Raw genomic sequence first — 26752 nt, 5'->3', positions numbered from 1 at the left:
AAAAATATTTAAAACAGAAGAAATCAAATTACCGAGAAGGAGATGAGCAAATGCTTGTCTCTTTTTTATTATTCAATTAAATTCTTCTATTTTTTCTTAAGTAATCGTTGTAAAAAATCGTCATCTGTTTGAAAAGATGAAACAGTATTGAAATTATTGTATAATGGTAGGGCGTACATACAATCTTATAAAGGTATGAGGTGACTCTTAGTGAAAAAAATTCTAGTAGTTGACGATGAAAAGCCGATTTCGGACATCGTAAAATTCAATTTAACCAAAGAAGGCTATGAAGTCTTCACTGCATATGATGGTGAAGAAGCCTTAGAAAAAGTCGAAGAGGTCAATCCAGATTTGATTTTATTAGATTTAATGTTGCCAAAAAAAGACGGTTTAGAAGTGGCTCGTGAAGTACGCAAGACCCATGAAATGCCGATCATTATGGTTACGGCGAAGGATTCTGAGATCGATAAAGTATTGGGCTTAGAATTAGGAGCGGACGATTATGTGACTAAACCATTTTCTAATCGTGAATTAGTTGCCCGCGTAAAGGCAAATTTACGTCGAGGTGGACAAGCGCCCAAAGAAGAAGAAAATACGACACAAAGTGATTTAACGATCGGAGATTTGACGATTCATCCAGATGCTTACATGGTAACCAAGCACGGAGATACGATCGAACTAACGCATCGTGAGTTTGAATTGCTACACTATTTGGCAAAACATATCGGACAAGTGATGACGCGAGAGCATTTACTGCAAACCGTTTGGGGATACGATTATTTTGGCGATGTGCGAACAGTGGATGTGACTGTCCGTCGTTTACGTGAAAAGATCGAGGATAACCCCAGTCATCCTACCTATTTAGTAACAAGACGTGGCGTAGGGTATTACCTACGTAACCCTGAACAGGAGTAAGTATGGAAAAGAGAATCCGTTTTTACCGATCGGTCAATTTCAAGATTGCGTTTTCGTTTATCTTGATTTTACTGATTTCGATCGAGATCATCGGTGCTTACTTTATTCGGGGACTTGAAAAATCAACAATCGATAGTTTTACCAAGGATATGAATCAGCGGGTCTCTTTGCTAAGTACGACCCTCGGAGCCACCATGTCAGAAGATGCCGGCAATGAGGCAGATCAGCTTCAGCGAATCCTTGAAAATAATGGAACGGCTGACAATATCACTGAGATGTGGGTGGTAGACGATAAAGGGATCGTCATCGCTACAAATGACGTGGGTCAGAAAGATTCGATCATCGGAAAGAAAAATGAATACAGCGACATCGATGATTTTTCAATGAAGCAATATGTAACACTAGATGATAATAATAGACGGGTATATATCAATGTCCAACCCATTCAGTCCCCGACCGGCGATTCGGCTGTGATCGGGGCTCTTTATGTTAAAAGTGACATTGAGCAAAAATATACCGAAATCAGCAACACAGCTTTGATTTTCTTTACTGCCTCCTTGATCGCGGGATTGATCTCGATCATTGTCGCGTTATTGGTGGCACGATCGATCACAAAGCCTATTAAAGAAATGCAAAAGCAAGCAGTTCGTATTGCGCAAGGAGACTATTCTGAGAAGGTCGATGTTCAAGGGCATGACGAGTTGAGTCAACTTGCAGAAACATTCAATAAATTATCTGACCGTATTGAAGATGCTCAGGATACGATGGAAGCTGAAAGAAATCGTTTGGACAGCGTGTTGACGCACATGACTGACGGGGTTATAGCAACAGACCGCCGAGGAAAAGTCATCACGATCAATGAAATGGCCTTGTCTTTGCTTAATACAACGAATGAACAGGCGATTGGTCAGTCGATTTTGACTCTGCTTGATTTAGAGGAAGAGTACACGCTGCGTAAATTGCTGGAAACGCCAGAAGAGATTTTAATCAATCGTTCAAAATCTGATTCAGAAGAAGATCGTATGACGCTACGATCAGATTTTGCTATGATTCGTCGTGAATCTGGCTTTATCAGTGGATTAGTAGTTGTTATCCATGACGTAACAGAACAAGAAAAGACGGCTGAAGAGCGTCGTCAGTTTGTTTCCAATGTGTCACACGAGTTGCGTACGCCGTTGACAAGTGTCCGCAGCTATTTAGAAGCGTTAGAAGAAGGTGCTTGGGAAGACAAAGCAGTAGCTCCAGACTTTATTCACGTGACTTTGGGCGAGACCGATCGAATGATTCGAATGATCAATGATTTATTGAATCTTTCTCGAATGGATTCAGGTGCGCAGCAAATGGACCTTGAACTTGTCAATTTCAATGAACTAGTGGACTATATTTTGGATCGCTTTGACATGATGGTGAACAGCCAAGAAAAAACGTATCGGATCATTCGTGAGTTTACCGAACGTGATTTATGGGTAGAAATCGATACGGATAAAATCATGCAGGTGATTGATAATATCATGAACAATGCCATCAAGTATTCACCTGACGGCGGAAAGATCGAAGTTCACTTGATGGAGACTCATAACAATGTTGTCTTAAGTATCTCTGATGAAGGACTAGGAATTCCTAAGAAGGATCTGGAAAAAGTCTTCGAACGCTTTTATCGCGTCGATAAGGCTCGTGCCCGTCAACAAGGCGGAACAGGACTTGGGCTAGCCATTTCTAAAGAAGTCATGAAGGCGCATCAAGGACAAATCTGGGTTGAGAGTGTCGAAGGAAAAGGCTCGACCTTCTATATTTCTTTACCATATGAACCCTATGAGGAGGATATTTGGGAATGAAATTATCAGAAAAAATCATTCGTGTCGCACTTATGGCTCTGATTTTTCTGAGCCTCATCTTAACCTATGCCATTTGGCTTAGTCCTACCTCAAAGATATCCGATGTCACTACAAGCAAGCAGGCAGTGAAGAGCGATCAGAACTACACAAAGGCAACAGACGCTTTTCTGCCGATTCGCGGGACATGGAATTTGTCGAATGGGAAGTTTCAAACAAGCAGCGAAAATCTGCTGGCTACCACACAGGCGCGCTTAACAGAAAGTACCTATGGTCAGTTGCAAGAAATAGCCCATGGAGAAGACATTGAAAGTTACTACAATTTATCCAACGGGATTGAAATGAATTATGAAGGCGAGTTTTCTTTGGCTGAATATATCAAGGTTTTTGATATGCCGGTCAATTTGAATTCAATGAAAGATTCGGATAAAATCATGTTTTCAAAGATTCAGATTGATTTTTCCAAAAAGAAGATTCGCTTTCTGAACTATAATAAGGACATCGTGTATGAAGCGACGATTTCCGCGGATTTTTCTGGTTTGGAGACCATTTACGAAAAAAATCAAGGACGCTATTTGCCAATGGCTGAGGGAAATCCTTTGGTTCCTCGTCTGTCACGCACAAAAGATCGTGTTCGGCTTAAAAAATACAGTTATATTTTAACGACCCAATCGTATTCACTTTTTCGAAATGCATTTTTCCAAAACCCCGATCAAGCAAAAGGGGAGGAAGAAGAAAGCGGCTCTCGTTCATTTGTCAGCGGCCATGAAGAGCTTATAATGGATGAACAGAAGCGTTTGGTGACCTTTAATGGTGAGCTGCCTTCCGATTTAGCGAAGGAAAGTATGTACAGCCAAAGTTTTAATTACGTAAGCCGGTTGGGAACTTCTGTTGGAAATCTACGGTATTTTGATCATCATGACGGACAAATCAATTATCGAATATTTGTCGAAGGGTACCCGATCTTCAGTCAATCTTCTAAAGGAAAGATGACTGTCAAAATTCAGCACGCGCCTAATACACCCACACCGCAAGTCAAAATCGAGACGAGTATGGACACGGTCCAAGTACCGATACCTTCTGATGAAGAAGTTGAGCTGCCAAGCACGCTGGAGGTAGAAAACAGTCTAGCTGCGGCAGGAATCGAACTTGATAAGATCCAAAGTTTTATCATTGGCTATACTTGGCAGGATATTGATGGTGTAAATAAATTAGTTGCCTTAACGCCAGAATGGTTTGTTAAATATGAGGACACTTGGTACTCCGCTAACCAGCTGATGCAAGGAAATCTAGAAACGGAGGCGAGCTAATTGGATTTTAGAAAAATCGAATGGATCTTTTTTCTCGTCTTCATCGGTCTGAATATATTTCTCTTCAGTATTTATTGGAATAATCAGCACGAACAAAGTTTAGTGACTAATTCAAATCAGCGGGAAGATATTGTGCAGCGCCTAGAAAATGATGATATAAAAATCAAAGATGAAGTTACTGACGACCACCAAGAGGGGTATTATTTGAGTGCTGAGCAGGATACGTTCGATTCACTAGTAAACGAAGGAACGAACGCACCAATCAATGGGAATTGGACCATTTCTACCCGAGTACTGACAAGTATCCCAAATGGAGAAATAAAATTTGATCTAAAAAAGGCGACGAGTAGTTTTAATCGTTTGATGAAGGAGTCCACTTTTATCACGAATGGCACAGAATATACGTACCTTCCTGATGTTTCTAAGAAAGATGAGGATTTAGGAAAAGTCGTCGGAGCGCAAACCTATGAAGGGATTCCTTTTATTGATGAAACGTCCCGCGTGACGTTAGACATCATGAAGGAGGATGACCAGGAGCGGGTCTCTAAATATACTCAAACCCGGTTGAAGGACATTGAGCCTTTGCGAGAAAAAATGTCGCTTTATTCCGAAAAAGAAATCTTGAACACGCTATATATCAACAATAATATTCCGAGCAAATCGACGATTACCAACATTTATTTAGGCTATTTCCGCACACTTGAAGTACGTGAGAAAAATGTGTATGTGCCTGTTTGGTTCGTCAAGATACGGACGTCAGATAAGACGACGCAGATTGAAAAAGTCAACGCCCTGAATAATCAGGTGATCACGAATAATTTAGTTCCAAAGGTGGAAAATCCATAAAAAGGGTTGTATACTGAGGACAGTTTTAAAAGAGAGGACCAATTGCTCATGTTAGAAATGAATAACGCCTTCAATATCAGCATTTTAGCTAGCGGAAGTACAGGAAATTCTTTGTACTTAGAAAGTCCGCAAAAAAGAATTTTGGTCGATGCTGGGTTGAGCGGGAAAAAAATCACTTCGTTATTAGCAGAGGTCGATCGAAAACCTGAAGATTTAGATGCGATCTTAGTGACTCATGAACACCGAGATCATATCCATGGTGTCGGAGTTCTTGCAAGAAAATATAAATTACCTGTTTATGCGAATGAGAAAACGTGGGAAGCGATGTCTCCGCTGATCGGAAAGGTTGATGTTGAACAACAGCATATCTTCGAGATGGGGAAGGTGCTGACTTTCGGTGATTTGGATATCGAAAGTTTCGGTGTTTCTCATGATGCGGCAGCACCTCAATTTTATCGCTTCTATAAAGATGGTCATTCATTTGTCATGTTGACAGATACAGGTTATGCTAGTGAACATGTCCGAGGGACGATTCGCGATGCAGACGCATACTTGGTCGAAAGCAATCATGATTTAGAGATGTTGCGTATGGGTGCCTATCCATGGAGTTTAAAACAACGAATCCTTGGCGATCGCGGCCACCTGTCTAATGATGATGGCGCGCTAGTGATGACCGATATTCTTGGTGATCGTACAAAACGCATCTATTTAGGACATTTAAGTAGAGAGAACAATATGAAGGAACTCGCTCATATGACGATGGAAGAGACCTTGACGCGGTATGATCTAGGTGTAAACCATCAGTTCCAAATCTTTGATACTGATCCAGATAGCGCGACAGAATTATTCGCAATCTAAAAAAATGGCAAGCTTGCTTTTTGCAGGCTTGCCATTTTTTGATCAGCTATATACGCTAAAATGTTGGTTCAAGTGTCTTGGTTCGATCACTTCATCGATCAGGGCAATTGCATAATCTGCCATGCTGATCTCACTCTTACCTTGTGAGTTCTTTTTTAGATGATCATCACTGATCTGATACTTTCCAGTCCGTAAACCATCAGGTACAAAATTTGCAGCCGGGCTTATATAGGTCCAGCTTAGCTGTTGGGTTGCTTTTAATTCTAGAAATGCTTGGTACATATTATAAGCAGTGGGATAATACACTGCCTTTGGATCAGAGACATCGATCATGCGTTGTGTTTCATCAATAAATAAGGAAGAGGTTCCCCCTACAACGATCAAGCGTGTATCCGTTCCACGTAAAAGATCACTGAGATGTTTTAAAGATGTTTGATGCATCTCCTCTTGTCCGATCGGCGGGCGAAATGCGTCAATGACTACATCAAAAAATTCGACATCCTTTTTTGTAAGCTCGAAAAGGTCCTTGACCAAAATGGGCACATGTACCTTCAGATTTTCAGGATGACGGACAATGGCTGTAACAGCGAGCCCACGATCAAGCGCTTCTTCTAAAATCATAGAGCCGGCGTGTCCTGTTGCACCAATAATCGCTACCTTCATTAAAAAACCTCCTTAGAGTGATTGTACATTCAGTCTAAGGAGGTTTTTATAAAAAGGCAAAAGATTCGTTTCAGATTTAATTAGCGTGTAGGGCAAGCTGGGTCAAAATAACGAGCAGATTCATCCCAACATGGGTAATCATAGAAGTCCAAATGCGTCCGCTATAGCGATACATTCCACAGAAAAGGAACCCTAAACCTGCATATAGCAGATAATGCCCATCGTTGTGAGCAAAGGCAAAAAGGACAGAGCTGAGAAGTGCCGGCAGGAAAAAGCCGAATCTCTTTTCTAGCGAACCAAAAATTGCACGACGAAAAACAAATTCTTCCATGATTGGGCCGGCGATAGTTGTCGCCAGGATAAAAATCATATTGTTCATGATCAGTTGAACGATATTTTGTGTATTCTGTGAAGCAATCGATTGTCCCAAGAAGCGCTGCTCAATTTGTAAAATGACCATTTGCAAGAGCAGGGAAGCAGGGACACCCAAAATACCAATTAAAATGGAGATCAGTACACTTTTTCGCGTACCTTCTAATCCGAAGATGTTTGATTTAAAACGATAAACAACCATCAAAGCTGCGCCAAGAAAATAAGCGAGCGTTGTTAACTGAATGAGTTGTGAAGAATTTGCTTGGAGTACGCGTTGGAAAATCAAAGGTGAAAACAGCACCAATCCATAAGTAAAAATCGTAATGAAACTATATTTTTTTTCGTTCATTGAACTTCCTTTCTAACCATTTATTGTTCCCAAGTATACCATAGTTCTCAAAAAACTTAGTGCAGGAAAAATCAAAAAAAGAAACGAAGGACTTGCAAAAAGAAACAAAAATGGTATGATAAGAATTGTGAGTTAGCACTCTTATCTATCGAGTGCTAACGACTTGAAAATTCATTACTAGTTGGAGGGATTTATCGTGTTAAAACCATTAGGTGATCGTGTCATTCTTGAAGTTACTCAAGAAGAAGAAAAAACAGTTGGAGGCCTAGTCTTAGCTTCTGCAGCAAAAGAAAAACCACAAACTGCTAAAGTCGTAGCTGTCGGTGAAGGCAATGTGCTGGAAAACGGTCAAAAGAGTCCAATGCCAGTAGCTGTTGGTGATATGGTAATGTTTGAAAAATATGCAGGTACAGAAGTAAAATATGACGGCAGTGAATTCTTGATTATCGCTGCAAAAGATATTATGGCAATCGTTGAATAAAAAATAATGAGGTGAAAGAATCATGGCAAAAGATATTAAATTTTCTGAAGATGCACGTGCAGCAATGCTTCGCGGAGTAGACAAATTAGCAGATACAGTAAAAGTAACATTAGGACCAAAAGGACGTAATGTCGTTTTAGAGAAATCTTACGGTTCTCCTTTGATTACAAATGATGGTGTGACTATCGCAAAAGACATCGAATTAGAAGATCATTTTGAAAACATGGGCGCAAAGCTTGTTTCTGAAGTCGCATCTAAAACAAACGACATCGCTGGTGACGGAACTACAACAGCAACAGTCCTTACACAAGCAATCGTTCGTGAAGGATTGAAGAACGTTACTGCAGGCGCAAATCCAATGGGCATTCGTCGCGGAATCGAATTAGCAACAAAAACAGCAGTTGAAGAATTGCACAGTATTTCTAAAGTCGTTGATTCAAAAGATGCAATTGCACAAGTTGCTGCTGTTTCTTCAGGCAGCGAAGAAGTCGGTAAACTAATTGCTGAGGCAATGGAAAAAGTTGGTAACGACGGCGTTATTACGATCGAAGAATCTAAAGGGATCGATACTGAGTTAGATGTCGTTGAAGGAATGCAATTTGATCGCGGCTACTTATCTCAATATATGGTAACAGACAACGATAAAATGGAAGCTTCTTTAGAAAATCCATACATCTTAATTACAGACAAGAAGATCTCTAACATCCAAGACATCTTGCCATTGTTAGAACAAGTCTTGCAACAATCTCGTTCATTATTGATTATTGCTGATGATGTAGACGGAGAAGCATTACCAACATTAGTCTTGAACAAGATTCGTGGAACATTCAATGTTGTAGCAGTAAAAGCTCCTGGTTTTGGCGATCGTCGTAAAGCAATGCTTGAAGATATCGCGATCTTAACGGGCGCTACAGTGATCACAGAAGATCTTGGTCTGGACTTGAAAGAAGCAACGATCGAAAACTTAGGGACTGCTGGTAAAGTCGTTGTCGACAAAGACAATACAACGATCGTTGAAGGTTCAGGCGACAAAGCAGCGTTAACAGATCGTGTTGAAATGATCAAACGCCAAATCGGCGAAACAACGTCTGACTTCGATCGTGAAAAATTGCAAGAACGCTTGGCTAAACTTGCTGGCGGAGTGGCCGTGGTTAAAGTTGGTGCGGCGACTGAAACAGAATTAAAAGAATTGAAATTACGTATCGAAGACGCGCTGAACTCTACTCGTGCGGCTGTTGAAGAAGGAATCGTTTCTGGTGGGGGTACAGCATTAGTGAACGTCATCAAGAAAGTTTCTGATTTAGATGCTGAGGGCGATGTAGCTACAGGGATCAAGATCGTCGTTCGTGCATTGGAAGAGCCTGTTCGTCAAATCGCTGAAAATGCTGGATTCGAAGGCTCAGTCGTTATTGATAAATTAAAAAATGCGGATCAAGGTACAGGATTCAACGCAGCATCTGGTGACTATGTAAATATGATCGATGCTGGTATCGTTGACCCAACAAAAGTAACGCGTTCAGCATTACAAAATGCGGCCTCTGTTTCTGCATTGTTATTAACAACAGAAGCAGTTGTTGCTGATAAACCTGTTGAAGGTGGAGCAGGCGCTGCACCAGCAATGGACCCATCAATGATGGGCGGCATGATGTAAAAACACTGAAAGAGCCCTTTATTATAAGGGTTCTTTCTTCTTTTTGTATTAGATTCTATACTAAAGGGGCAAGGAAGGGGCAGGAATATCAAAGGCTGTTTAGTTTGTCTATGACTTGCTGCTTTGACTTTTTGGTTACGTGATTGTAAATTGACAGTGTCGTATTCGCATCAGAATGCCCTACCCGCTCCATGATCGCTTTCAAAGGAACGCCTAGCTCGGATAGCAGCGAAACGTGGCTATGCCTAAAAATATGCGAGGATAAACTCTTCTCTAACTCTAATTCTTCTTCTACTTTATGAAGTACAGCGTTGAATGCATGCAGAGTCAGAGGAGTATCGTTCGAAGAGACAAAAATGTAGTCCTCGGCTTCATTCCCTCTACCAGAAAGGATGTTGTCGGCGATGAGTTCATCGATTAATTCCTTGGCACGATCAGACAATTGAACCTCGCGACGTGAATAAGAATTTTTAGGTGTCGTCTTCACAGCATCGTCCATTTTGACAAAGGAATAATCTAATGTGCCGTTAATGGATATTGTTCCATCTTTATAGTCCTTCATTTGTAACGCTATTAATTCCCCGTACCTCAAGCCAGTTAAGTACAAAAATTCTGCAATAATACCGTGGAGCTTTCTGCGTGGATTTGAGTAAAGCTGTTTTAGTATTTTGTCGATTTCTTCTTTCTCCAGATATTTCTTATCCATAGCGAGTTTTCTCTTATCTTCTTCGACTTTTTTTGGTTGAATTTTAACAGACAAGGCGGGATTTCGTGTAATGTAATTTTTTTCCACCGCATAATTAAGCATGACAGATAGTGTTGTCTTTGTTTGCTTTGTATAGTTTAACGACAATTCACCAAACGTATACATATCCTCGATAATTTTATAAATAAGGGATTCGTCAATGTTCCGGACGATCGTGTCGTCGCTGATATGTTTCGAAACGTGTTTCATCATTAGTGGAACCTTCAGATAGCTGGTCCGCTTTACGTGTTGCTTATAGTATTTAAACCATTCTGCATAAAGCTTTCCAAAAGAAATGTCGGATTTATCGTAATCCTCAAGGGCAGTTTGAATTTTCTTATCTATAATTTTCTGAGCTTTCTTCCAAGCTTGCGGCGATTCACTAGTAAGAGTGGTGGACTTCTTACGAGTCTTTTCGGTATAGGGATCAGTGTAGCGCTCAATATATTTGAATCGGCCGTCTTTGGTTTGTTCAACCCACATTGTTATTTCCTCCTATCATTTGGTATAATAGGTACAACTAAATAAGCCTATACCCATAGGTAACTTATTTCAACACGATCTAACTCTTGGCGGGGTGGGATCGTGTTTTTTATATATTCGGAAAATCATCATCTTCAGAATTGTCTATTTGGTCATCAGAAAAACCTAATTCTTCAACAATCTCTCCCCAAAAACTACTGTCCTTTAACTTGTCAACATATGCGGATTGAATTTTGATTAAAGTTTCAGTTTCTTTGTTTGCAGCTCGTTGATCAATTTGCTGTTGAACCTTATATCTAAGGATTTGACGTGTTTTGGGATCTTCGGCTCGGAATTTCAATACATAATTTAATGCTAATCGAAAAGGTAATCTCAAAGCATGCTCAATATAATTAAGTAATCTATTATGCATAGCCGGCTCACTCATACCAGTGTTTCGGCACAAGTCCTTAAATGTATATTTTTTAACTAACATGTATTCAAGACGCTCTCCTGGGCAAAAAAGAATAGAACCGATAATATTCGCTTCGTTCTCAAAAGGAATTAGTTCCTCAGAGTATTGACCATCAATCTGATCATTTGTTAGCGAAACGAATGCTTGTTTCTTGTCTTTATCTCTTATATGAAAATAAAAGTGACATAGTTCATGCAAAATTGTAAACACGATTCTAGGATAAACACGATCCTGATTAATTAAGATAAGAGTACGGTTGCCTTCAGGAATAGTGACACCAGAGATTCGATCTACAATTTCTGAATCTAAAAAGCAAAAGTCAGAGCCTTGAATCGTATCTTTGTATTTAATCCAAGAACTGTCAGGCTGAGTCTTGGGCCATCCTTCGTCTCCATACAATTCTGTTGGATCAGCTTCAAAAAATGCAAAGTATACATTAAAATTGATTCGGAAATAATTGATTATGTCATCATACCGAAGCTTATCAATGGACTTATTAAACTGAATCGATATAGCAAAGAGTAATTCTTCTGCTTTTTTTAGATATTCATTATATTCGTCAGAAAAAACATGTTGATATTCGAATTTGGTCATAGGCTGTCACCACACTATTCCTTCCATTTAGAATCATCATTCAGCAATCCGCGAGCAACTTTCATCATTCCTTTTAGGGAGTTGTTAAATTTTTTCTTTTCCTCATCAGTTAAGTCTTCACTCTCAAGACGGAAAGCGGCTAGTAGATCATTCTCTTCCTCATTTAAAAGAGTTTCTTTAGTATTTGGATTGTCAGTTTTTCCGAGAAGAAAATCCGTTGTTGTATTTAATTTTTCTGCTACTTTAATGAGATATTCCATTTTAGGTGATTGAGTTTTCCATTTATAGATAGTGCTTTCTCCGAAATTTAATTCCCTAGCTAATTGTTTTAGGCTTTTTCCTTGCTGTTTGGCTAAGAGTTGGATTCTATTAAACGTTGTCATAAAGGCATTCTCCTAGTTTTTTACAAAAAAAGTCTACAAAAAGGCAATTAAACCATTGAAATAATTACCCAATCGGGTTATACTCTTCTTGTAAGTTAATTTTATAGATTGCAAACCAAAAATCACATTGTATTGCATTTTGTTTGGCGACTCTTTGCAGAAATTAAGTGTGATGTTGTGGCTTATTTTCTATACCCTTATAGTATCCGAATGGGTCAATAAAGTCAATGGATATTTATACTTTCTGTGTAATCAACTTACAATTTAAGTAAGAAAGGAGGGGACACCATGCCTGACACAGCAGTAAGTCGTCAAAAGATTCGAGACTATTTTGAACAAAAAGGTATTTCGTTAATCAGTGTAGCGACATATTTCAATCTTCCGAGACAAGATTTAAACGATTACTTATCCGGTAAGAATCAAAGTAGAAAAGCCCACGAAACACTTTTGGCTATTATCGACTTTTACAAAATTAGATAGGAGGAAACCGAATGAATCAACTTGAACAAACAATTAACAGTGTGGAAGTAGCAGGGATGGTCAAGCGTGATCACAAAGAGGTGCTACGTGATATTCGAAATATCATCAATCAATTAGGAGAGAGCAAAATTGCGCTGTCCAATTATTTCATTGAATCAACGTATTTCAATTCTCAAAATAAGGAATTACCTTGCTTTGATTGCACAAAAAAAGGATGCGAGTTATACAGCACACGAATGACTGGAGCAAAAGGAACACAATTCGCGGTCGCTTATATTGAACGTTTTAATCAAATGGAGAGTCACCTCAAGCAGCAATTAGATACGTCTAATCTTAGTCCGGAACTTCAATTCATGAATAGTGTAGTCAATCAGTTAGCTTCACAGGAACTGGCTACTAAGCAGTTAGAAACGAAAATCGACAGCGTGTCAGAGATAGTATCGTTGAACACACGTGATTGGCGAAAAAATGCCAATTCGTTAGTGAATCAGGTTGTACGTGTCCAAGGTGGTGGGGAAGCTCATAGAACTGTTCGTAACGAAATTTACAAAGAAGTAGAACGTCGAGCAGGAGCGAACCTTTCTCAGCGTGTAACCAATAAGCGTCGTCGCATGGCTGATGAAGGTGTGTGCAAATCCAAACGTGACAAGTTGAATCAAGTTGATGCAATTGCAGATGATAAGAAATTGGTCGAAATTTACTTATCCGTAGTGAAGGATTTTGCGATCAAACATAAAGTATGGAACGACAATTTTTAGGAGGTGGAAGTCATGAAGAAGCCTACTTTAAAACAGTTGATTGAATCGGCTGAAAAGGTTGCAGATCCTGATGATTGGTATCGACAGGGCTTAATTTTAAAAATGTTCCACGGAATGTCTAAAACAACATTAATCGACTACTGCAAAGAAATGGAAGATATCGAAGAATTCAAAGAAGGGATTCTTAAACCCGGTCATTCTACGACTTTCATTCATGTCCATACATTCATCTGGTTTCTACGATGGAAAGATGAGAACAAATATAGGACTAAAAAAGTATCACCAAAAGAAGTTTTAAAGGAGAGATCGGCATGAAAAAAATCTATTGGATACGACGTTTAACTCTTCTTATGGCCATGATTGGAGTTGGTGCCGCAACTACTGGATTCATACCGGTATGGATCAAAATATTACTCATTGCTGGTGTGGGAGGGAATCTCCTGTTGACTGAGGAATTTGAGTTTGATCTGCGAAGCAGAGCTAACGGGAGGTGATTTCTGTGAAAAACTGGACTACTAAAGAGATTCAATATTTAAAGAAGAACGCTTTGCTTGCGGAGACTAATGTTGTGTTGAATGTCGAACAGTTAGCGAAAAAGCTAGGGCGATCAGCAAAGTCAGTAGATGTAAAAATATATAAATTACGTAGAGATGGGCAGTTTCCGCCAACTGACTTTAGTAAATCGTTTGATCCTAGAGGTCGAAGATTTACTGAAAATGACGATAAAAGAATTATTGCGATGTACAAAAAAGGTGCGACTTATAAAGAGATAGGAGATAGCCTTGATCGTTCGGGACAATCTATAGCAGGTCGAATTGCACGAATGAAAAAAATTGGAAAGCTGAGACAGACAGCCGTTCAGAGAAATTGGACTCAAAAAGAAGTAGATATTTTATTGGTAAATATTAATTTTGATGAAAATGGATTTTGCTGTAATCATGCAGAACTCGGCCGACTATGTAATCGAACATTTGAACAAATCGTTGGAAAAATTAATCGTTTAAGGAAAGAGGGGGTATTAGAAAAGCCGAAAAAGGGAACAACTAGTATAAAGGCGAAAGAATCAATGAATCGATTTAACGATGCTCGTTTTGCACATATTCCTAAGAAGAAGGAGGAATCAACCATGAAAGAATTGATACAACCGTCATTCACCGTTGAATCACGTGAAGTTACGTTGATACTGACGACAACAATTATTAATGGCCACCGATCAGAGCAGTATTTCTCAAAAGATGGCCAATTGATCGCACAAAAAAAGCCTACCTCGGTCGCACCCGAAGTAAGCAAATAAAAACGTTTATCTAAGGAGAGTGTAAAGCATATGGCAATGAAAATCAACAAGCTTGAGATTGAAAACGTCAAGCGGGTGAAAGCCGTCAAGATTGAACCTACGCCCAACGGGCTAACAATTGTAGGTGGAAACAATAATCAAGGGAAAACTAGCGTACTTGATGCGATTGCTTGGACGTTAGGTGGGAACAAGTTCAAGCCTAGTCAAGCTCATCGTGAAGGTTCGATGACACCCCCACATCTTAGTATAACTATGAATAATGGATTGATTGTTGAACGCAAAGGGAAGAATTCAGATCTGAAAATCACTGATCCCAGCGGACAAAAAGGAGGACAGAGTTTATTAAATAGTTTCGTCGAAGAGTTAGCAATTAACTTACCGAAATTTATGGATTCGACTTCTAAAGAAAAAGCGCAGACTTTGTTACAAATTATTGGGGTTGGTGGTCAACTATTTGAATTAGAGCGTGCTGAAACAGAAGAATACAACAAGCGTCACACAATTGGTCAGATCAAAGATCAAAAAGAAAAGTTCGCAAAAGAAATGCAGTATTATCCTGATGCACCAAAAGAACTAGTTTCCATCACAGAGTTAGTGGCACAACAACAGGAAATATTAGCACGCAATGGTGAAAATCAGCGTAAACGGCAGCAAGTCAATGAAATTAGCCAACGTTTTGAAATGGAACACCAACAGATCGAAAATATGCGTCAGCAGTTATTAGAACTAGAAACAAAACATAATCAGACATCGTTAGACCTAGAAACGGCTCAGAAATCAGCTAAAGACTTACAAGATGAATCAACCACTGAACTTGAAAGTAATATTGCTGAAATCGATGAAATCAATCGCCGTGTTCGTGTGAATCTTGATAAGGATAAGGCCGAAGAAGATGCTGCAGAGTACCGCAATCAATATGATCAATTAACCGCAACCATTGACGAAATCCGTAACCAAAAAGCGGAGCTACTAGATAAAGCAGAGTTACCGTTGCCGGGATTATCTGTGAAAGATGGCGAATTGATCTATAACGGCCAACAGTGGGACAACATGAGCGGCTCTGATCAGTTAAAAGTATCGACGGCAATTGTTCGTAAATTGAAACCAGACTGCGGATTTATTCTATTGGATAAATTGGAACAGATGGACATGAACTCATTGGAAGAATTCGGTACCTGGTTAGAGCAAGAGAACTTGCAAGGCATCGCTACTCGAGTATCTACGGGGGATGAATGCGAAATCGTCATCGAAGATGGTTATGCGATCAAAAATGAAACAATCGAACCAATAAATGAAGTACCGAATAATTCAACATGGAAAGGAGCAGCGTTTTAATGGAAATTATAACTGGGAAAGTACCCAAAGCACAAAAGGTAGTCTTGTATGGTGTAGAGGGAATTGGTAAATCAACTTTTGCTAGTCAGTTTGCACATCCCTTGTTTATTGATACGGAGGATTCTACGTTACACATGGATGTTAAACGATTTCCTAGACCAACTAGTTGGGAAATGTTAATGCAACAAGTCGATTTTGTGAAGCAAAATAAGCCTTGTCAGACATTAGTCATCGACACAATGGATTGGGCCGAAGATTTATGCAAACGTCACTTAATGGCTACAAATGGTTGGAATGCCATTGATTCAGAAGGTTATGGGAAAAAGTTCGTAGCATTAGCGGAACAAATGGGAACCTTACTAAATAGGCTCAGTGAAGTTATTGATTTAGGTATCAATGTAGTTGTTACTGCTCATGCAATGCTGCGTAAAAAAGAAGAACCCGATGAAATGGGAGCATTCGATCGATATGAATTAAAACTCGAAAAGAAAGCAGCTCCTTTAGTCAAAGAGTGGGCGGATATGGTTCTCTTTGCTAACTACAAAACAACTGTGATTACCGATAGTAAAACAAATAGCAAGAAAGCTACTGGCGGTCAACGGATGATGTATACGACCCATCGACCAGCTTGGGACGCAAAAAATCGAATCGGTTTAGCGGATGAATTACCGTTCGATTACGCACAGATTGCTCAAGCCTTTAATGAAGTAAGCACACCTCAATCGACGCAAACTATTGAACCGAAGCAACCTGTTGAACCTACACAAAATCAAACTGTTCAACCGGAAACTAATTTTGCACCAGAACGTAACGAAGAAATTCCGGCGATTGTTCCGCGTGCGGTAGCTGATCTAATGATGACAGATCAAATCAGCGTTGATGAAATCATGCAAGTTATCTACCAAGGCGGTTTCATGCCCGCAGATACACCACTTGAGAACATTCCACAGGATTTATGGGGCTACTTATCTTCAAATTGGGATAAGGCAATGAACCTTTTAAATACACAAATAAGAAAGTTTTAGGAGGATATTTTAAATGAACAACGAAGAAAACGAATTTATTGGATGGGGCGACAGTTTTAATGCCGAAGAGAGTACATTCACACTATTTCCCGATGGAGAATATCCATTTACGGTAACTGGATTTGAACGGAAAATCTATGATGGAAATTCTACTAAGATTCAAAATGGCACACCTTACGCCGAGATTGAAATGGAGTTCACTGGTGCAGAAGGGACGACGAAAGTTTTTGATCGTTTGTACATGGTAAAAAAATGGCAGTGGAAACTTACTCAATTCTTTACTGGTATTGGTCAAGCTCCGGTCATCGGTCAACCGTTCGCACCTAATTGGGGGAATGTGGTTGGTAGTCGAGGTAATGCGAAATTGAAAGTTAATAAATACACCAAAAAAGATGGGTCTCCGGGCGAAAACAATCAAATTGATGAATATTTAGCGCCAGCAGCAAATAACGGTGTCGTAGCACAACAAACGCAGCAACAAGGCGGATTTCAACCAGGAGCATTTTAGGAGGAATTTATAAATGGAAAAACCGATTGATCTTCAATTATCAGAGTTAGCGAATGGCGCCGTCCAAGAAAAATTGGACGGCGAGCTACAAAAAGTATTTGCCAATATTCATGATCCAAATACTGCAGCCACTGCTAAGCGAGGCGTAACTATCAAACTTGAATTTAAGCCGGATGAAACCCGAAAAGTTATCTCTTTATCTAGTGACTTTACAACGAAATTAGCACCGGTTGAAGGAGTAGCCACTACCGTATTAACCGGTAAAGACCTAACAACAGGCAAAGTTGAAGCGCATGAATTGAAATCTGAAGTACCAGGGCAAACATATATTGATACTGACACAGGTCAACCAAAAACAGATGTTGGACAACCAATCGATGTCATCGAAAAAGAAGAAGCGAAGAACCAACAAATTATCGACCTACAAAAGAAAAGAGGATAATTAAATGGACTTAACTAAAGATGCAATCAAATTTATGACTGAAATGGAAACAAAACCACACGAACGACTAGTGGAAATGGAAGATGATCGCCTATTTGCAGTAAACACTGCGGGGAATGTAGAGGAAATTTATCCGAAAGTTTTTAATGCAGAAGAACCATTGATGTTGAATACACTATCAGGTTTTGTCAAATATGTTCAATCTAATCTGGATCGTCAGGATGAATCTCTAATCATTCATGTGAAAAATGAATCTGCTGTTTATTTAAAGGGTTTGATTGCAGGAGATGGCAGTCGTGAAAAATTGGCAGTAGCACAAGCAATCATTCCCAAATTCGATTTTAACTATTTCATGGATACAGAGGAGTTCAACATTGCTTTGCAATCAAAATTTGTCCTTAACAGCGATCGTCAGATTTTACTTCAAGTTATTGGGAATATTTCAGAGGAAAATGTTAAGAAAACTGGAGACGACGGTGTGAGTCAAGCAGTCACTATCAATCAGGGGGTTGCATCAAAAGCGGATGTGAAAGTGCCAAATCCAGTGATACTTGCCCCATACCGTACCTTCTTAGAAGTTGAACAACCAGAAAGTCAATTCATCTTCCGTATGAAAGATGGACCACGCGGTGCGATCTTTGAAGCAGATGGTGGGGCTTGGAGAAATCAAGCGATTGTGAACATTCGGGAATATTTAAAAGAACAACTTAGTGAAGAAGTTGAATCAAAGCGAGTCACTATTTTAGCGTAAGGGAGAATCATTATGATTGAACAAGAGCATAAAGAAACCTCTGCCAAAGCTAATTATTTAAAACTAGCAGCTCTAATAGAGGTCAAAAATCTATTTAAAGGTAGCTTTCCCATAACGACAAAAGATATTGATGAGGCAATACACTTTTTTGAAGAAAAAATACTAGAATCAAAAAAAAGTATCTAAAAATTTCTCAAGAAAGTAACCAATAAGAAAAGTAATAAAATACGTTATTGGCTTAAACCAAATGTACTCATTTAATGCAGCTAGCCGGCCTCTTATAGTTAAACCATATCTTTTATGCTTTGGTGTTTTAACAATAAGAGTGTCGTCTATAGCCAGGTTTAAAAAATTTGAAAAAACATCAACTTTTCTTAAACATGAGATTTGTATTTCTTTATATCTACCTTTGTGAAGAAGATCAGTTTCATCAAGTTCATCTGGTTCATCGATAAATCCTGGGAAAAGATCTTTTGGAGCGATGTAGTTCATTTCCATTAAGTTTTCTAAACGTGGATGGGCAGCGTAACCTTTGTCATATAGCTCTATAAATAAATGTGACAAATTAATCTTTCTTGAGTCATCAATTATAACAGGGGTTCCCTGTAAAACTTCATATCGATGTTCTAAGCCTTTAAAACCAAAATTATCAGAGCTCATATTCCAATGAATCCAATTATAAGTTTTGTGAGATTCAACATATTTGAAAAAATCATCTAACATTTTTCGTTCAATAGTTTCTATCTGAGAAGGAATTTCTTTGGTAGAAATCCCCATTGTTTGAGCCGTTTTGTTTAATGAGAATGACTGGGTTTGACCATCTCTAAATTGTCTTACTGCGACAGCGGATATTGTTTGACCTAGTTTAAAGTTCTCACAAGCGTAATGAATAATGATGTAGTTGTCTCTATTAGTATCAATTTTTTTTAAGAGTGCAACTGCCTCTTTCCGTAACTCATATTGTCCCATCTTTTTCATCCTTAACAGTAGTTTTTTTAATTATAACAATAAAGAAAGGAAAAAACTATGCAACTTAGACCTTATCAGCAAGAAGCACGAGAAGCCATCCAGCAGGAGTGGAAAAATGAGAAGAAACGAACCCTTTTAGTTCTCCCCACCGGATGCGGAAAGACAATCGTATTCAGTAAGGTCATCGAGGATCGAGTGAAAAAGGGCGAGCGCGTGCTCGTCCTCGCTCATCGCGGTGAATTACTGGACCAAGCTTCTGACAAGCTACAAAAGTCCACAGGACTTAAAACTGCAACCGAAAAAGCAGACCAAACTAGTATCGGAAGTTTTTTCAGAGTAGTCGTCGGATCTGTTCAAACATTAATGCGAGAAAAACGCTTATCACAATTTCCACCTAATTTTTTTGACACAATTGTAGTTGATGAAGCTCACCACTGTATTAGTGATGGCTACCAACGAGTTCTGCAGCACTTTGAAGACGCCAATGTATTAGGTGTTACTGCAACGCCTGACCGTGGAGATATGCGAAATTTGGGCTCCTACTTCGAAAGCTTAGCCTATGAATATTCATTACCACAGGCAATCAAAGAAGGTTACCTATCACCGATTAAGGCTCTGACTTTACCATTGAAATTAGACTTGTCTGCAGTTAAGCAACAAGCAGGCGACTTCTCTACCAAGGATTTAGGAACTGCACTTGATCCGTACCTCTACCAGATTGCAGACGAGATGGCTAAACATTGTAAGGATCGTAAATCCGTCATTTTTCTTCCATTAGTAAAGACTTCTAAGAAGTTCCGTGATATTTTAAACGATCGTGGATTTAGAGCTGCAGAAGTTAATGGAGAGTCTAAAGATCGTGCTGAAATTTTGGAGGACTTTGACAATGATAAATACAATGTCCTTTGTAATTCGATGCTGTTAACCGAGGGCTGGGATTGTCCGTCAGTCGATTGTATTGTAGTTCTTCGACCAACAAAAGTCCGATCACTTTATAGCCAAATGGTAGGACGAGGAACGCGCCTGTATGAAGGAAAAGAGGAGCTTCTTTTATTAGACTTCTTATGGCATACAGAACGACACGAGCTTTGTCATCCAGCACATCTAATTGCCAACACTGATGAAGTCGCTAAGAAAATGACTGAGAATATCGAAGAATCTAGCGAAACAGGTTTTGCTATCGATCTTGAGGAGGCAGAGGTGCAAGCAGAAAAAGACGTTGTTTCCGAACGTGAAGAAGCGTTGGCGAAGCAGTTAGCAGAAATGCGAAAGCGAAAACGCAAGCTTGTTGATCCGCTTCAATTTGAAATGTCAATCCAGGCAGAAGATTTATCAAGTTATGTTCCATCATTTGGATGGGAAATGGCCCCGCCGTCTGACAAACAAATCAAGACGTTAGAAAAATTGGGAATTCTCCCTGATCAAATTGATAACGCTGGTAAAGCAACAAAAATGCTTGAACGTTTAGAGAAACGACGCGTAGAGGGATTAGCTACACCTAAACAAATCAGACAACTTGAACAACGTGGATTTCTCAATGTAGGAACGTGGAGCTTTGAATCGGCCAGTAAGATGATCGGGCGGATTGCAGCAAATGGTTGGAGACTACCTCAAGGAATCACTCCAAGTACCTATACAGAGGAGTAGCCTATGCCCAAATAAAAGATCAGACAAATCGCAGAAAAGTATGGATATTATCGACTTAAAAACTATCGCCAATGGGATGAAATTCATTTTTCTGCAGAGGTTAACGGAATTGTGATCGTTGTAAATATTTCATCAGGAGAATTGTTTGAAAAAAATCCATTTACTAAAAAGTTGGTGAAGAAATGAGAGCATGTGACAGGAAAAATATTGATCGTAAAGTAAAACTATTTATTCGAGCAATGCCAAAGAATTATGAGAAATCAGTACCTAAAGATGTTGTTATTAGTGAAATTTTAGGTGCTAACGCTTGGTTTGTACAAATGCCAGCAACGATGGAACAAATCCGTGAAGAAGTAGAGAATTGTTTTGATTCTCACATGAAAAGCTCCTAAATCTGGGGCTATCACGGAGGAATACTAAAACGATTTTTGTCTTGTGGCATCAATAGCAGTGATCAGAAAAATAATCGTCAATATAATCCTTTATTTTTTTAAACTCTTTTTTCATAAGCAAGTTAGCTGGAACCTCGATTATTCGAAGATTATTTTCATTATGGAAAGTAGGGAATGATTTTGGAACGACTAGATAATCAACTGTATATTCATCTCTAGTATAGTTAGTTGAAACATCATAATACTTTGAAAAATAATCCTTAAAATCATTGTTATAACTTCGAGCTTGTCCGGCAAACATTGAAGTAAAGTTTAATCCGGAGCAAAAGTTTAATACAAAGCATATTTTTTTCATTATTAATCCTCCCTTTAATGCTAATAATAAATCTAATAAATTGCTTTGTAAATGTAAAGATTGGTTAATGGAGGAATTTGGATATCTTCAGTAGTCGGAAATTTTAAATGCTATTCTGTACCCTTTAACGAGCTGACCTTTAGGCATTTTTGACAATACTTGAATTTAAGTCCTTTGCCCTTGTGCAAGTTCTTTACTACTTTAAGAGCATTTTTTTTATTCCGATATCTACCTATTTTTTCCCTGCATTTAGGGGAGGGGAGATTCGGGCAAGTTTGTTCATGAATAATAAGATATCCTCTATGGTTTCTTCTTTTACTATGAAAGTAATAAGGCATGAATTGATTACTCCTAACTAAGGATTCAATTTTCTAAATAATGTATTAAATTTTTGGACAATAAAGAAAACCTATCACTTTGAAAAAAAAGAGGATGAAAAAGAAATTAGAAAGAGAAAAAAGTCAAATAATGACCACAATCACGTAGGAAAGGAATGAACATAATGGAAGAATACAATGTATTAATTGAAACCCAAGAAGAGCAACTATTTCTCTTCCCGATCAAAGCAGAAAGCTACAAACATGCAAATGCTCTTGTTATGAGAGAAAGTGCTCGTCACGATTTTCTAGAAGGAGTAGAGATTTCAATAGTTGGAGTATTTAGAAAAGGAAGTCCGGTGAATTTACTTGAAGATACCTACGGAGATTAAAGTCGGCGGAATATTGTACCACGTCCAATTAGTGGACCATATACCAAATGAAGGTGAAGGTTTCCGTTGGGGAGAATGTGATTACCAAGAAGCAAAAATTCGATTATGGAAAGAGTTGTCAGATCAAAAAAAGCATCAAACTTTCGTTCACGAGCTGACCCACGCAATTTTCCATGAAGCTGGTATTGATGATCAGGATGAGGAACAAATAAACAGAGTTGCGATAGTGTTGCATGAAGTTTTTCTTGATAACACTTTTCAATAATTAGGAGGACGGCGAATGAGTCTGATTGAAGAACTAAAAAACACAAACGATAAATCTTTTGAATTGTGGTTTGAGCGTTGGTACGAAAAGAATGATTTCCCCACCGTGTTTAAAAAATCGGCACAGCAGGGCTATTCGGGTTATATCATCGAGTTAAGACGGACCACGCCTTTACCAGAAAGTGATGAATATCTTAATCGCCGTTTGAGAGATCCGCGAACTGTAATTAAACTAAAAGAAAAACTACCGGGGATTAGCGTTGCGTTCATCAAAGAGCGAAAAACGGGATTAATGGGGCTGAAATATACTACAGAAAAATTGGAATTTAGCTGGAAGTAAGTTCCGCAATCCACGCCAGCTGCATAGAAAAAGACTGCTGAAGTATGGTCCGGCAGTCATTAAGTTAGATTGATCAGAAAATTATTTATCTAACCTGAGTGTATTATACAACGTTACACTAAACAAAAAAAGACCGCTATTTAGTAGCGGTCAATGAGCTGGGATTTCAAATTGAAATTGTAGTTGTAAAAGGGTTTCAGCTCATCTTTTATATTTTAACATAAAAAAACCGTCAAGATAAATTGACGGTTAGTGAACTGAACGTTTTCGAAGCTGTTTTATGCGGATTAATTCAATTCACAATTAATTATATAATAATTATTATGTTATAGGAAATGATAAAACTTTAAAAAGGAGATTAAATTTAATGGGAACAAAGAAAAATAACACTATTTTTTATAAGAATTAGAAAACTATTAAATTCATCATAACTATCTACGAAAACCCAGAGTTGTTGGAGGTGAAAGGATGAAACTATTTATTTGGCATGGAGATGGTGTTTTAGAAGACTGGTCCAGCGGTCAAATCACATGTATAGCAAAAGATTTAGCAACTGCTTTACAAGTAATTGATGAAGAGATGGGCTACGAAAGCGAATCGTTTCCTAGAAAAGACCCAAATGAAGTAATAGACCTAGGCATTGAAAAAACTCGACAAAGAGCGTGGGTAACGTGGGGCGGTAATTAATTCCGCTAACGTCGCCTATCACGTAGAAAAAGGCAACCAGTGGTCGGTTGCCAGTGAGCTGGGTATTAAAAGATAGCATTCAAAAGGAGTACCAGCTCATATATATTATACATCAAATAAGAAATGGAAGTGAAACATATGATACCGGATAAAAATGAGGTTTTATAAGTGAACGAGAACGATTTACATGACATTTTAGAAAAAATAAGTGAAAAAGATCAAGCTAGATCAGGAATGTTCGAGTTTGGAAAAAATCTTGGTAGTTTTAGAAAGGCTCTTTTAGAAGACGGATTTGCAGAGTCTGAAGCTTTAGTATTATCGGCATTATTTATGATAAGTACTCTGAACAACAGCAAATAATGGACTACATAAACAATGACGAAAAAAGAATAGTAGGAAGGTATAAATTAAGTGGAAAGCAAATTAAATTTAACGGAATTACTTCAATATGTTGATCCATCAATGCTTTCTTATCAAGAATGGGTCAACGTTGGAATGGCACTCAAACATGAAGGCTATACAGCAGCGGACTGGGACCAATGGAGTCAGAATGATTCCAGGTATCGATCGGGAGAAACGTTTAAAAAGTGGAGTTCCTTTGAAGGTGCGAGTCAACCTGTGACCGGGGCGACGATTACCCAATTAGCAAAAGAAAACGGATGGCAGCCAATCCATAATGAAGACGACGATATGATTTTAGGATGGAATGATAGTTTTACCGCTACAGCAGTAGATAAGAGCTATCGCTTAGTAAATACCGATTGGGTACTTGGTCAAGAAGTTCATGAGCCCAAATCGTGGAATCCATCCAAGGAAATTATTAATTATCTAGAAGCTGTTTTTAATCCCGGGGATATCATTGGTTATGTGAATGACGGTTTTCCAGTGAAACGGACAGACGGAACAGAAAAATGGCTGCCCAAATCATCAGGGGTGTATACGAAAACTGCAGGCGAATTGATCGATAGTTTACGACGTTGCAAAGAGGATATCGGAGCAGTTCTAGGAGATCCGAATACGAATAGCGGCGCGTGGATTCGTATCAACCCGCTAGATGGAGAAGGCGTAAAAAATACTAATGTTACTGATTTTCGTTACTCATTGGTTGAGTCGGATAGCATGTCGATTGACCAACAAAATGAAATCCTTCGAGAGTTAGAATTACCAATCGTTGCTTTGACATACAGTGGAGAGAAAAGCCTTCATGCGATCGTCAAGATAGATGCGGTAAATTATCCGCAATATCAAGAGCGAGTTGATTACTTATATAAGATCGTCGAAAGTAACGGGTTGAAAGTTGATAAACAAAACAAAAACCCTTCTAGGCTTAGTCGTTTACCCGGATTTATTCGTGGCGAAAAGAAGCAATTTCTTGTGGCTACGAATATTGGTAAAGGTTCATGGGAAGAATGGCAAGAGTACATTGAAGATATGAATGACAACTTGCCTGATCCTGAAAGTCTAGGGGATTTATTCGATAAAGCAATTGAATTAGCGCCTGAACTTATCAAAGGAATGTTACGGCAAGGGCACAAGATGTTGATTGCCGGACCAAGTAAAGCCGGAAAGTCTTTCGCGTTGATTCAATTGGCAATAGCTATAGCTGAGGGACGCAAGTGGTTTAACTTTGATTGTATTCAAGGGAAAGTATTGTATGTCAATCTCGAATTAGATGAAAACTCAGCTAAAAAACGTTTTTTTGATATCTACAACAAACAAGGATTAGGCCACGCAAATGTATCGAATATTGACATTTGGAACTTGCGAGGTAAAACGAGTCCAATGGATAAGTTAGCGCCTAAGTTGATTAGACGAGCGCAGAAAGAGAACTATATTGCAGTGATTATCGACCCTATTTACAAAGTATTGACCGGAGACGAAAACAGCGCTCACGAGATGGCCAACTTTACAAATCAGTTTGACAAGATCGCTACCGAATTAGGTTGCGCAGTCATCTATTGTCATCATCACAGCAAGGGTTCTCAAGGTGGAAAAAACTCAATAGACCGATCATCAGGATCTGGAGTATTTGCACGGGACCCTGACGCGATTCTTGATTTAATTGAATTGCCTGTAACTGAAGATCGTTACATGCAATTGGAAAACGAAGCAATTTGTCAGACTTTCAACGAAGCAATTAAGACCTATAATCCAACTTATGATGATGTGGGGTTGGATGATCAGTTTAGCAAGAAACAAATGCAACATCATTTAATGTCAGCCATTCGATCACAGGATATTTTGAAGCAGATAGAAATTGAACGTCAAGATGCAGTTCGTGCTGCACGTCAAGCAACCGCATGGCGTATTGAAGGAACCTTGCGAGAATTTCCGAAGTTCGATCCAGTGAATGCTTGGTTTAGATATCCTGTTCACGTGTTGGACGAAACGCTGCAGGACATCAAGCTTGAAGAAGATCCCAAGGAGAATTGGAAAAAGGGCGTTCAGAAATCGAATGAGTCACGATCAGAAAAGGCAGCAAAAGAATTGGAAGAAGCCTTCAACATTTTAAGTGAAGACGGAAGCCCAATTGAAGTAAATCAAGTTGCTGACTATTTAGAACTATCGAAAAAATCAATTTATGGAAGAGTAAAAAAACACGAGGGATTCAGTGTTGATGGCGGTTTAGTTGTTAAAAATAAAGAATAAACCATTACTAGCTTTTTAGATGGTAAAAGAGTGTAAAAAAACTTCGTCTTCGTAACTGCCTATCAGCTAGTAACTAGCCCGTGATAGCTAAGAAAGCTTATTCTGTCGCTGTCTCACTGTCCCATTACTCTCTCCCTCTGGGAGTAGAGAGTAATGGAGACTGAGAGAGACAAAAATGGAATGTGAAAGAAAAAATAAAAATAGATCTATA

The 26752-nt window shown here is 38.8% G+C and carries 33 protein-coding genes; 26 read left to right on the top strand and 7 right to left on the bottom strand.

Annotated elements, in window-relative coordinates:
* Positions 1-210: 210 nt before the first annotated feature.
* From yycF to I592_RS11330, 5 genes are read left to right on the top strand one after another with little or no spacing between them, the layout of a single operon-like run.
* Positions 211-915, top strand: coding sequence for a response regulator YycF (gene yycF, locus I592_RS11350; RefSeq protein ID WP_010780067.1), 705 nt, complete (start codon positions 211-213; stop codon positions 913-915).
* A gap of 2 nt (positions 916-917) precedes the next feature.
* Positions 918-2750 carry a cell wall metabolism sensor histidine kinase WalK gene (gene walK, locus I592_RS11345; RefSeq protein WP_010780068.1) on the top strand — a complete coding sequence of 611 codons (1833 nt, stop codon included), beginning with the start codon at positions 918-920 and terminating at the stop codon, positions 2748-2750.
* Positions 2747-4057 (top strand): YycH family regulatory protein, encoded by a 1311-nt coding sequence (locus tag I592_RS11340; protein ID WP_010780069.1) that lies wholly within the window; start codon positions 2747-2749, stop codon positions 4055-4057. Before walK ends, I592_RS11340 begins: the two co-directional genes overlap by 4 nt.
* Entirely contained in the window at positions 4058-4903 is an 846-nt protein-coding gene (locus I592_RS11335) for a two-component system regulatory protein YycI (protein ID WP_010780070.1), read from the top strand.
* A 48-nt stretch (positions 4904-4951) separates the two neighbouring features.
* Positions 4952-5761: an MBL fold metallo-hydrolase gene (locus I592_RS11330; protein ID WP_010780071.1), complete on the top strand. Its 810-nt coding sequence runs from the start codon at positions 4952-4954 to the stop codon at positions 5759-5761.
* Positions 5762-5803: 42 nt separating this feature from the next.
* Here the strand turns inward: I592_RS11330 and I592_RS11325 are convergent, their stop codons facing one another.
* Both I592_RS11325 and I592_RS11320 read right to left on the bottom strand, forming a co-directional pair.
* Complete coding sequence (locus I592_RS11325; RefSeq protein WP_010780072.1) at positions 5804-6424, bottom strand: NAD(P)-dependent oxidoreductase; 621 nt, start codon at positions 6422-6424, stop codon at positions 5804-5806.
* 76 nt (positions 6425-6500) lie between these two features.
* Entirely contained in the window at positions 6501-7145 is a 645-nt protein-coding gene (locus I592_RS11320; RefSeq protein ID WP_010780073.1) for a CPBP family intramembrane glutamic endopeptidase, read from the bottom strand.
* Between the two features lie 196 nt (positions 7146-7341).
* On the opposite strand from I592_RS11320, the gene groES reads away from it, so the two are divergent.
* Positions 7342-7626, top strand: coding sequence for a co-chaperone GroES (groES, locus tag I592_RS11315; RefSeq protein ID WP_010780074.1), 285 nt, complete (start codon positions 7342-7344; stop codon positions 7624-7626).
* Positions 7627-7648: 22 nt separating this feature from the next.
* A complete protein-coding gene (groL, locus tag I592_RS11310; RefSeq protein WP_010780075.1) occupies positions 7649-9277 on the top strand; it encodes a chaperonin GroEL in 1629 nt (542 codons plus the stop codon).
* 88 nt (positions 9278-9365) lie between these two features.
* Here the strand turns inward: groL and I592_RS11305 are convergent, their stop codons facing one another.
* The 3 genes from I592_RS11305 to I592_RS11295 all read right to left on the bottom strand — a co-directional run bounded on the left by I592_RS11305 (position 9366) and on the right by I592_RS11295 (position 11936).
* On the bottom strand, positions 9366-10505 hold the full coding sequence (locus I592_RS11305; protein WP_010780076.1) for a tyrosine-type recombinase/integrase: 1140 nt from the start codon (positions 10503-10505) through the stop codon (positions 9366-9368).
* Between the two features lie 109 nt (positions 10506-10614).
* The gene (locus tag I592_RS11300; RefSeq protein ID WP_010780077.1) at positions 10615-11553 is read right to left on the bottom strand and encodes an ImmA/IrrE family metallo-endopeptidase; all 939 of its coding nucleotides are present in this window, start codon (positions 11551-11553) and stop codon (positions 10615-10617) included.
* 14 nt (positions 11554-11567) lie between these two features.
* Entirely contained in the window at positions 11568-11936 is a 369-nt protein-coding gene (locus I592_RS11295) for a helix-turn-helix domain-containing protein (RefSeq protein WP_010780078.1), read from the bottom strand.
* 288 nt (positions 11937-12224) lie between these two features.
* On the opposite strand from I592_RS11295, the gene I592_RS11290 reads away from it, so the two are divergent.
* Genes I592_RS11290 through I592_RS21410 form a run of 11 tightly spaced genes read left to right on the top strand, consistent with a single transcriptional unit; the run spans position 12225 to position 18715 of the window.
* Positions 12225-12416 carry a hypothetical protein gene (locus tag I592_RS11290; RefSeq protein WP_010780079.1) on the top strand — a complete coding sequence of 64 codons (192 nt, stop codon included), beginning with the start codon at positions 12225-12227 and terminating at the stop codon, positions 12414-12416.
* 11 nt (positions 12417-12427) lie between these two features.
* On the top strand, positions 12428-13174 hold the full coding sequence (locus I592_RS11285) for a Rha family transcriptional regulator (RefSeq protein ID WP_010780080.1): 747 nt from the start codon (positions 12428-12430) through the stop codon (positions 13172-13174).
* Between the two features lie 12 nt (positions 13175-13186).
* Positions 13187-13489, top strand: a complete 303-nt coding sequence (locus I592_RS11280) for a hypothetical protein (RefSeq protein ID WP_010780081.1) — start codon at positions 13187-13189, stop codon at positions 13487-13489.
* The gene (locus I592_RS11275) at positions 13486-13668 is read left to right on the top strand and encodes a hypothetical protein (protein ID WP_010780082.1); all 183 of its coding nucleotides are present in this window, start codon (positions 13486-13488) and stop codon (positions 13666-13668) included. Before I592_RS11280 ends, I592_RS11275 begins: the two co-directional genes overlap by 4 nt.
* Before the next feature lie 5 nt (positions 13669-13673).
* Entirely contained in the window at positions 13674-14468 is a 795-nt protein-coding gene (locus tag I592_RS11270) for a hypothetical protein (protein ID WP_010780083.1), read from the top strand.
* 30 nt (positions 14469-14498) lie between these two features.
* The gene (locus I592_RS11265; RefSeq protein ID WP_010780084.1) at positions 14499-15803 is read left to right on the top strand and encodes an AAA family ATPase; all 1305 of its coding nucleotides are present in this window, start codon (positions 14499-14501) and stop codon (positions 15801-15803) included.
* Positions 15803-16828 (top strand): ATP-binding protein, encoded by a 1026-nt coding sequence (locus I592_RS11260; protein WP_010780085.1) that lies wholly within the window; start codon positions 15803-15805, stop codon positions 16826-16828. Before I592_RS11265 ends, I592_RS11260 begins: the two co-directional genes overlap by 1 nt.
* Before the next feature lie 13 nt (positions 16829-16841).
* A complete protein-coding gene (locus I592_RS11255; RefSeq protein WP_010780086.1) occupies positions 16842-17336 on the top strand; it encodes a hypothetical protein in 495 nt (164 codons plus the stop codon).
* Positions 17337-17349: 13 nt separating this feature from the next.
* Positions 17350-17778, top strand: coding sequence for a hypothetical protein (locus I592_RS11250; protein WP_010780087.1), 429 nt, complete (start codon positions 17350-17352; stop codon positions 17776-17778).
* 4 nt (positions 17779-17782) lie between these two features.
* Positions 17783-18529, top strand: a complete 747-nt coding sequence (locus tag I592_RS11245; RefSeq protein WP_010780088.1) for a hypothetical protein — start codon at positions 17783-17785, stop codon at positions 18527-18529.
* A 12-nt stretch (positions 18530-18541) separates the two neighbouring features.
* Positions 18542-18715, top strand: coding sequence for a hypothetical protein (locus I592_RS21410; protein WP_010780089.1), 174 nt, complete (start codon positions 18542-18544; stop codon positions 18713-18715).
* Here the strand turns inward: I592_RS21410 and I592_RS11240 are convergent.
* Positions 18698-19507: a hypothetical protein gene (locus I592_RS11240; protein WP_244265171.1), complete on the bottom strand. Its 810-nt coding sequence runs from the start codon at positions 19505-19507 to the stop codon at positions 18698-18700. The genes I592_RS21410 and I592_RS11240 overlap by 18 nt on opposite strands.
* 48 nt (positions 19508-19555) lie before the next feature.
* On the opposite strand from I592_RS11240, the gene I592_RS11235 reads away from it, so the two are divergent.
* Entirely contained in the window at positions 19556-21145 is a 1590-nt protein-coding gene (locus I592_RS11235; protein ID WP_010780091.1) for a DEAD/DEAH box helicase, read from the top strand.
* 182 nt (positions 21146-21327) lie between these two features.
* Positions 21328-21537 (top strand): hypothetical protein, encoded by a 210-nt coding sequence (locus I592_RS11230; RefSeq protein ID WP_010780092.1) that lies wholly within the window; start codon positions 21328-21330, stop codon positions 21535-21537.
* A 49-nt stretch (positions 21538-21586) separates the two neighbouring features.
* Here the strand turns inward: I592_RS11230 and I592_RS11225 are convergent, their stop codons facing one another.
* The gene (locus I592_RS11225) at positions 21587-21892 is read right to left on the bottom strand and encodes a hypothetical protein (RefSeq protein ID WP_010780093.1); all 306 of its coding nucleotides are present in this window, start codon (positions 21890-21892) and stop codon (positions 21587-21589) included.
* 502 nt (positions 21893-22394) lie between these two features.
* Between I592_RS11225 and I592_RS11215 the strand changes: the two genes are divergently transcribed.
* From I592_RS11215 to I592_RS11190, 6 genes are all read left to right on the top strand, one after another.
* The gene (locus I592_RS11215) at positions 22395-22601 is read left to right on the top strand and encodes a hypothetical protein (RefSeq protein WP_044926237.1); all 207 of its coding nucleotides are present in this window, start codon (positions 22395-22397) and stop codon (positions 22599-22601) included.
* Positions 22579-22866 carry a hypothetical protein gene (locus tag I592_RS11210; RefSeq protein WP_044926235.1) on the top strand — a complete coding sequence of 96 codons (288 nt, stop codon included), beginning with the start codon at positions 22579-22581 and terminating at the stop codon, positions 22864-22866. Before I592_RS11215 ends, I592_RS11210 begins: the two co-directional genes overlap by 23 nt.
* A gap of 15 nt (positions 22867-22881) precedes the next feature.
* On the top strand, positions 22882-23205 hold the full coding sequence (locus tag I592_RS21635; RefSeq protein ID WP_010780096.1) for a hypothetical protein: 324 nt from the start codon (positions 22882-22884) through the stop codon (positions 23203-23205).
* Between the two features lie 468 nt (positions 23206-23673).
* Positions 23674-23892 (top strand): hypothetical protein, encoded by a 219-nt coding sequence (locus I592_RS11200; protein WP_010780097.1) that lies wholly within the window; start codon positions 23674-23676, stop codon positions 23890-23892.
* 168 nt (positions 23893-24060) lie between these two features.
* Positions 24061-24252 carry a hypothetical protein gene (locus tag I592_RS11195; RefSeq protein WP_010780098.1) on the top strand — a complete coding sequence of 64 codons (192 nt, stop codon included), beginning with the start codon at positions 24061-24063 and terminating at the stop codon, positions 24250-24252.
* Between the two features lie 51 nt (positions 24253-24303).
* Positions 24304-26541, top strand: coding sequence for an AAA family ATPase (locus I592_RS11190; protein ID WP_010780099.1), 2238 nt, complete (start codon positions 24304-24306; stop codon positions 26539-26541).
* Positions 26542-26752 lie beyond the last annotated feature (211 nt).

This window comes from Enterococcus gilvus ATCC BAA-350, from assembly GCF_000407545.1.
Classification (GTDB): domain Bacteria; phylum Bacillota; class Bacilli; order Lactobacillales; family Enterococcaceae; genus Enterococcus_A; species Enterococcus_A gilvus.
Note: the sequence above shows the minus strand (reverse complement) of the source record. Positions and strands in the feature narration are given on the sequence as shown.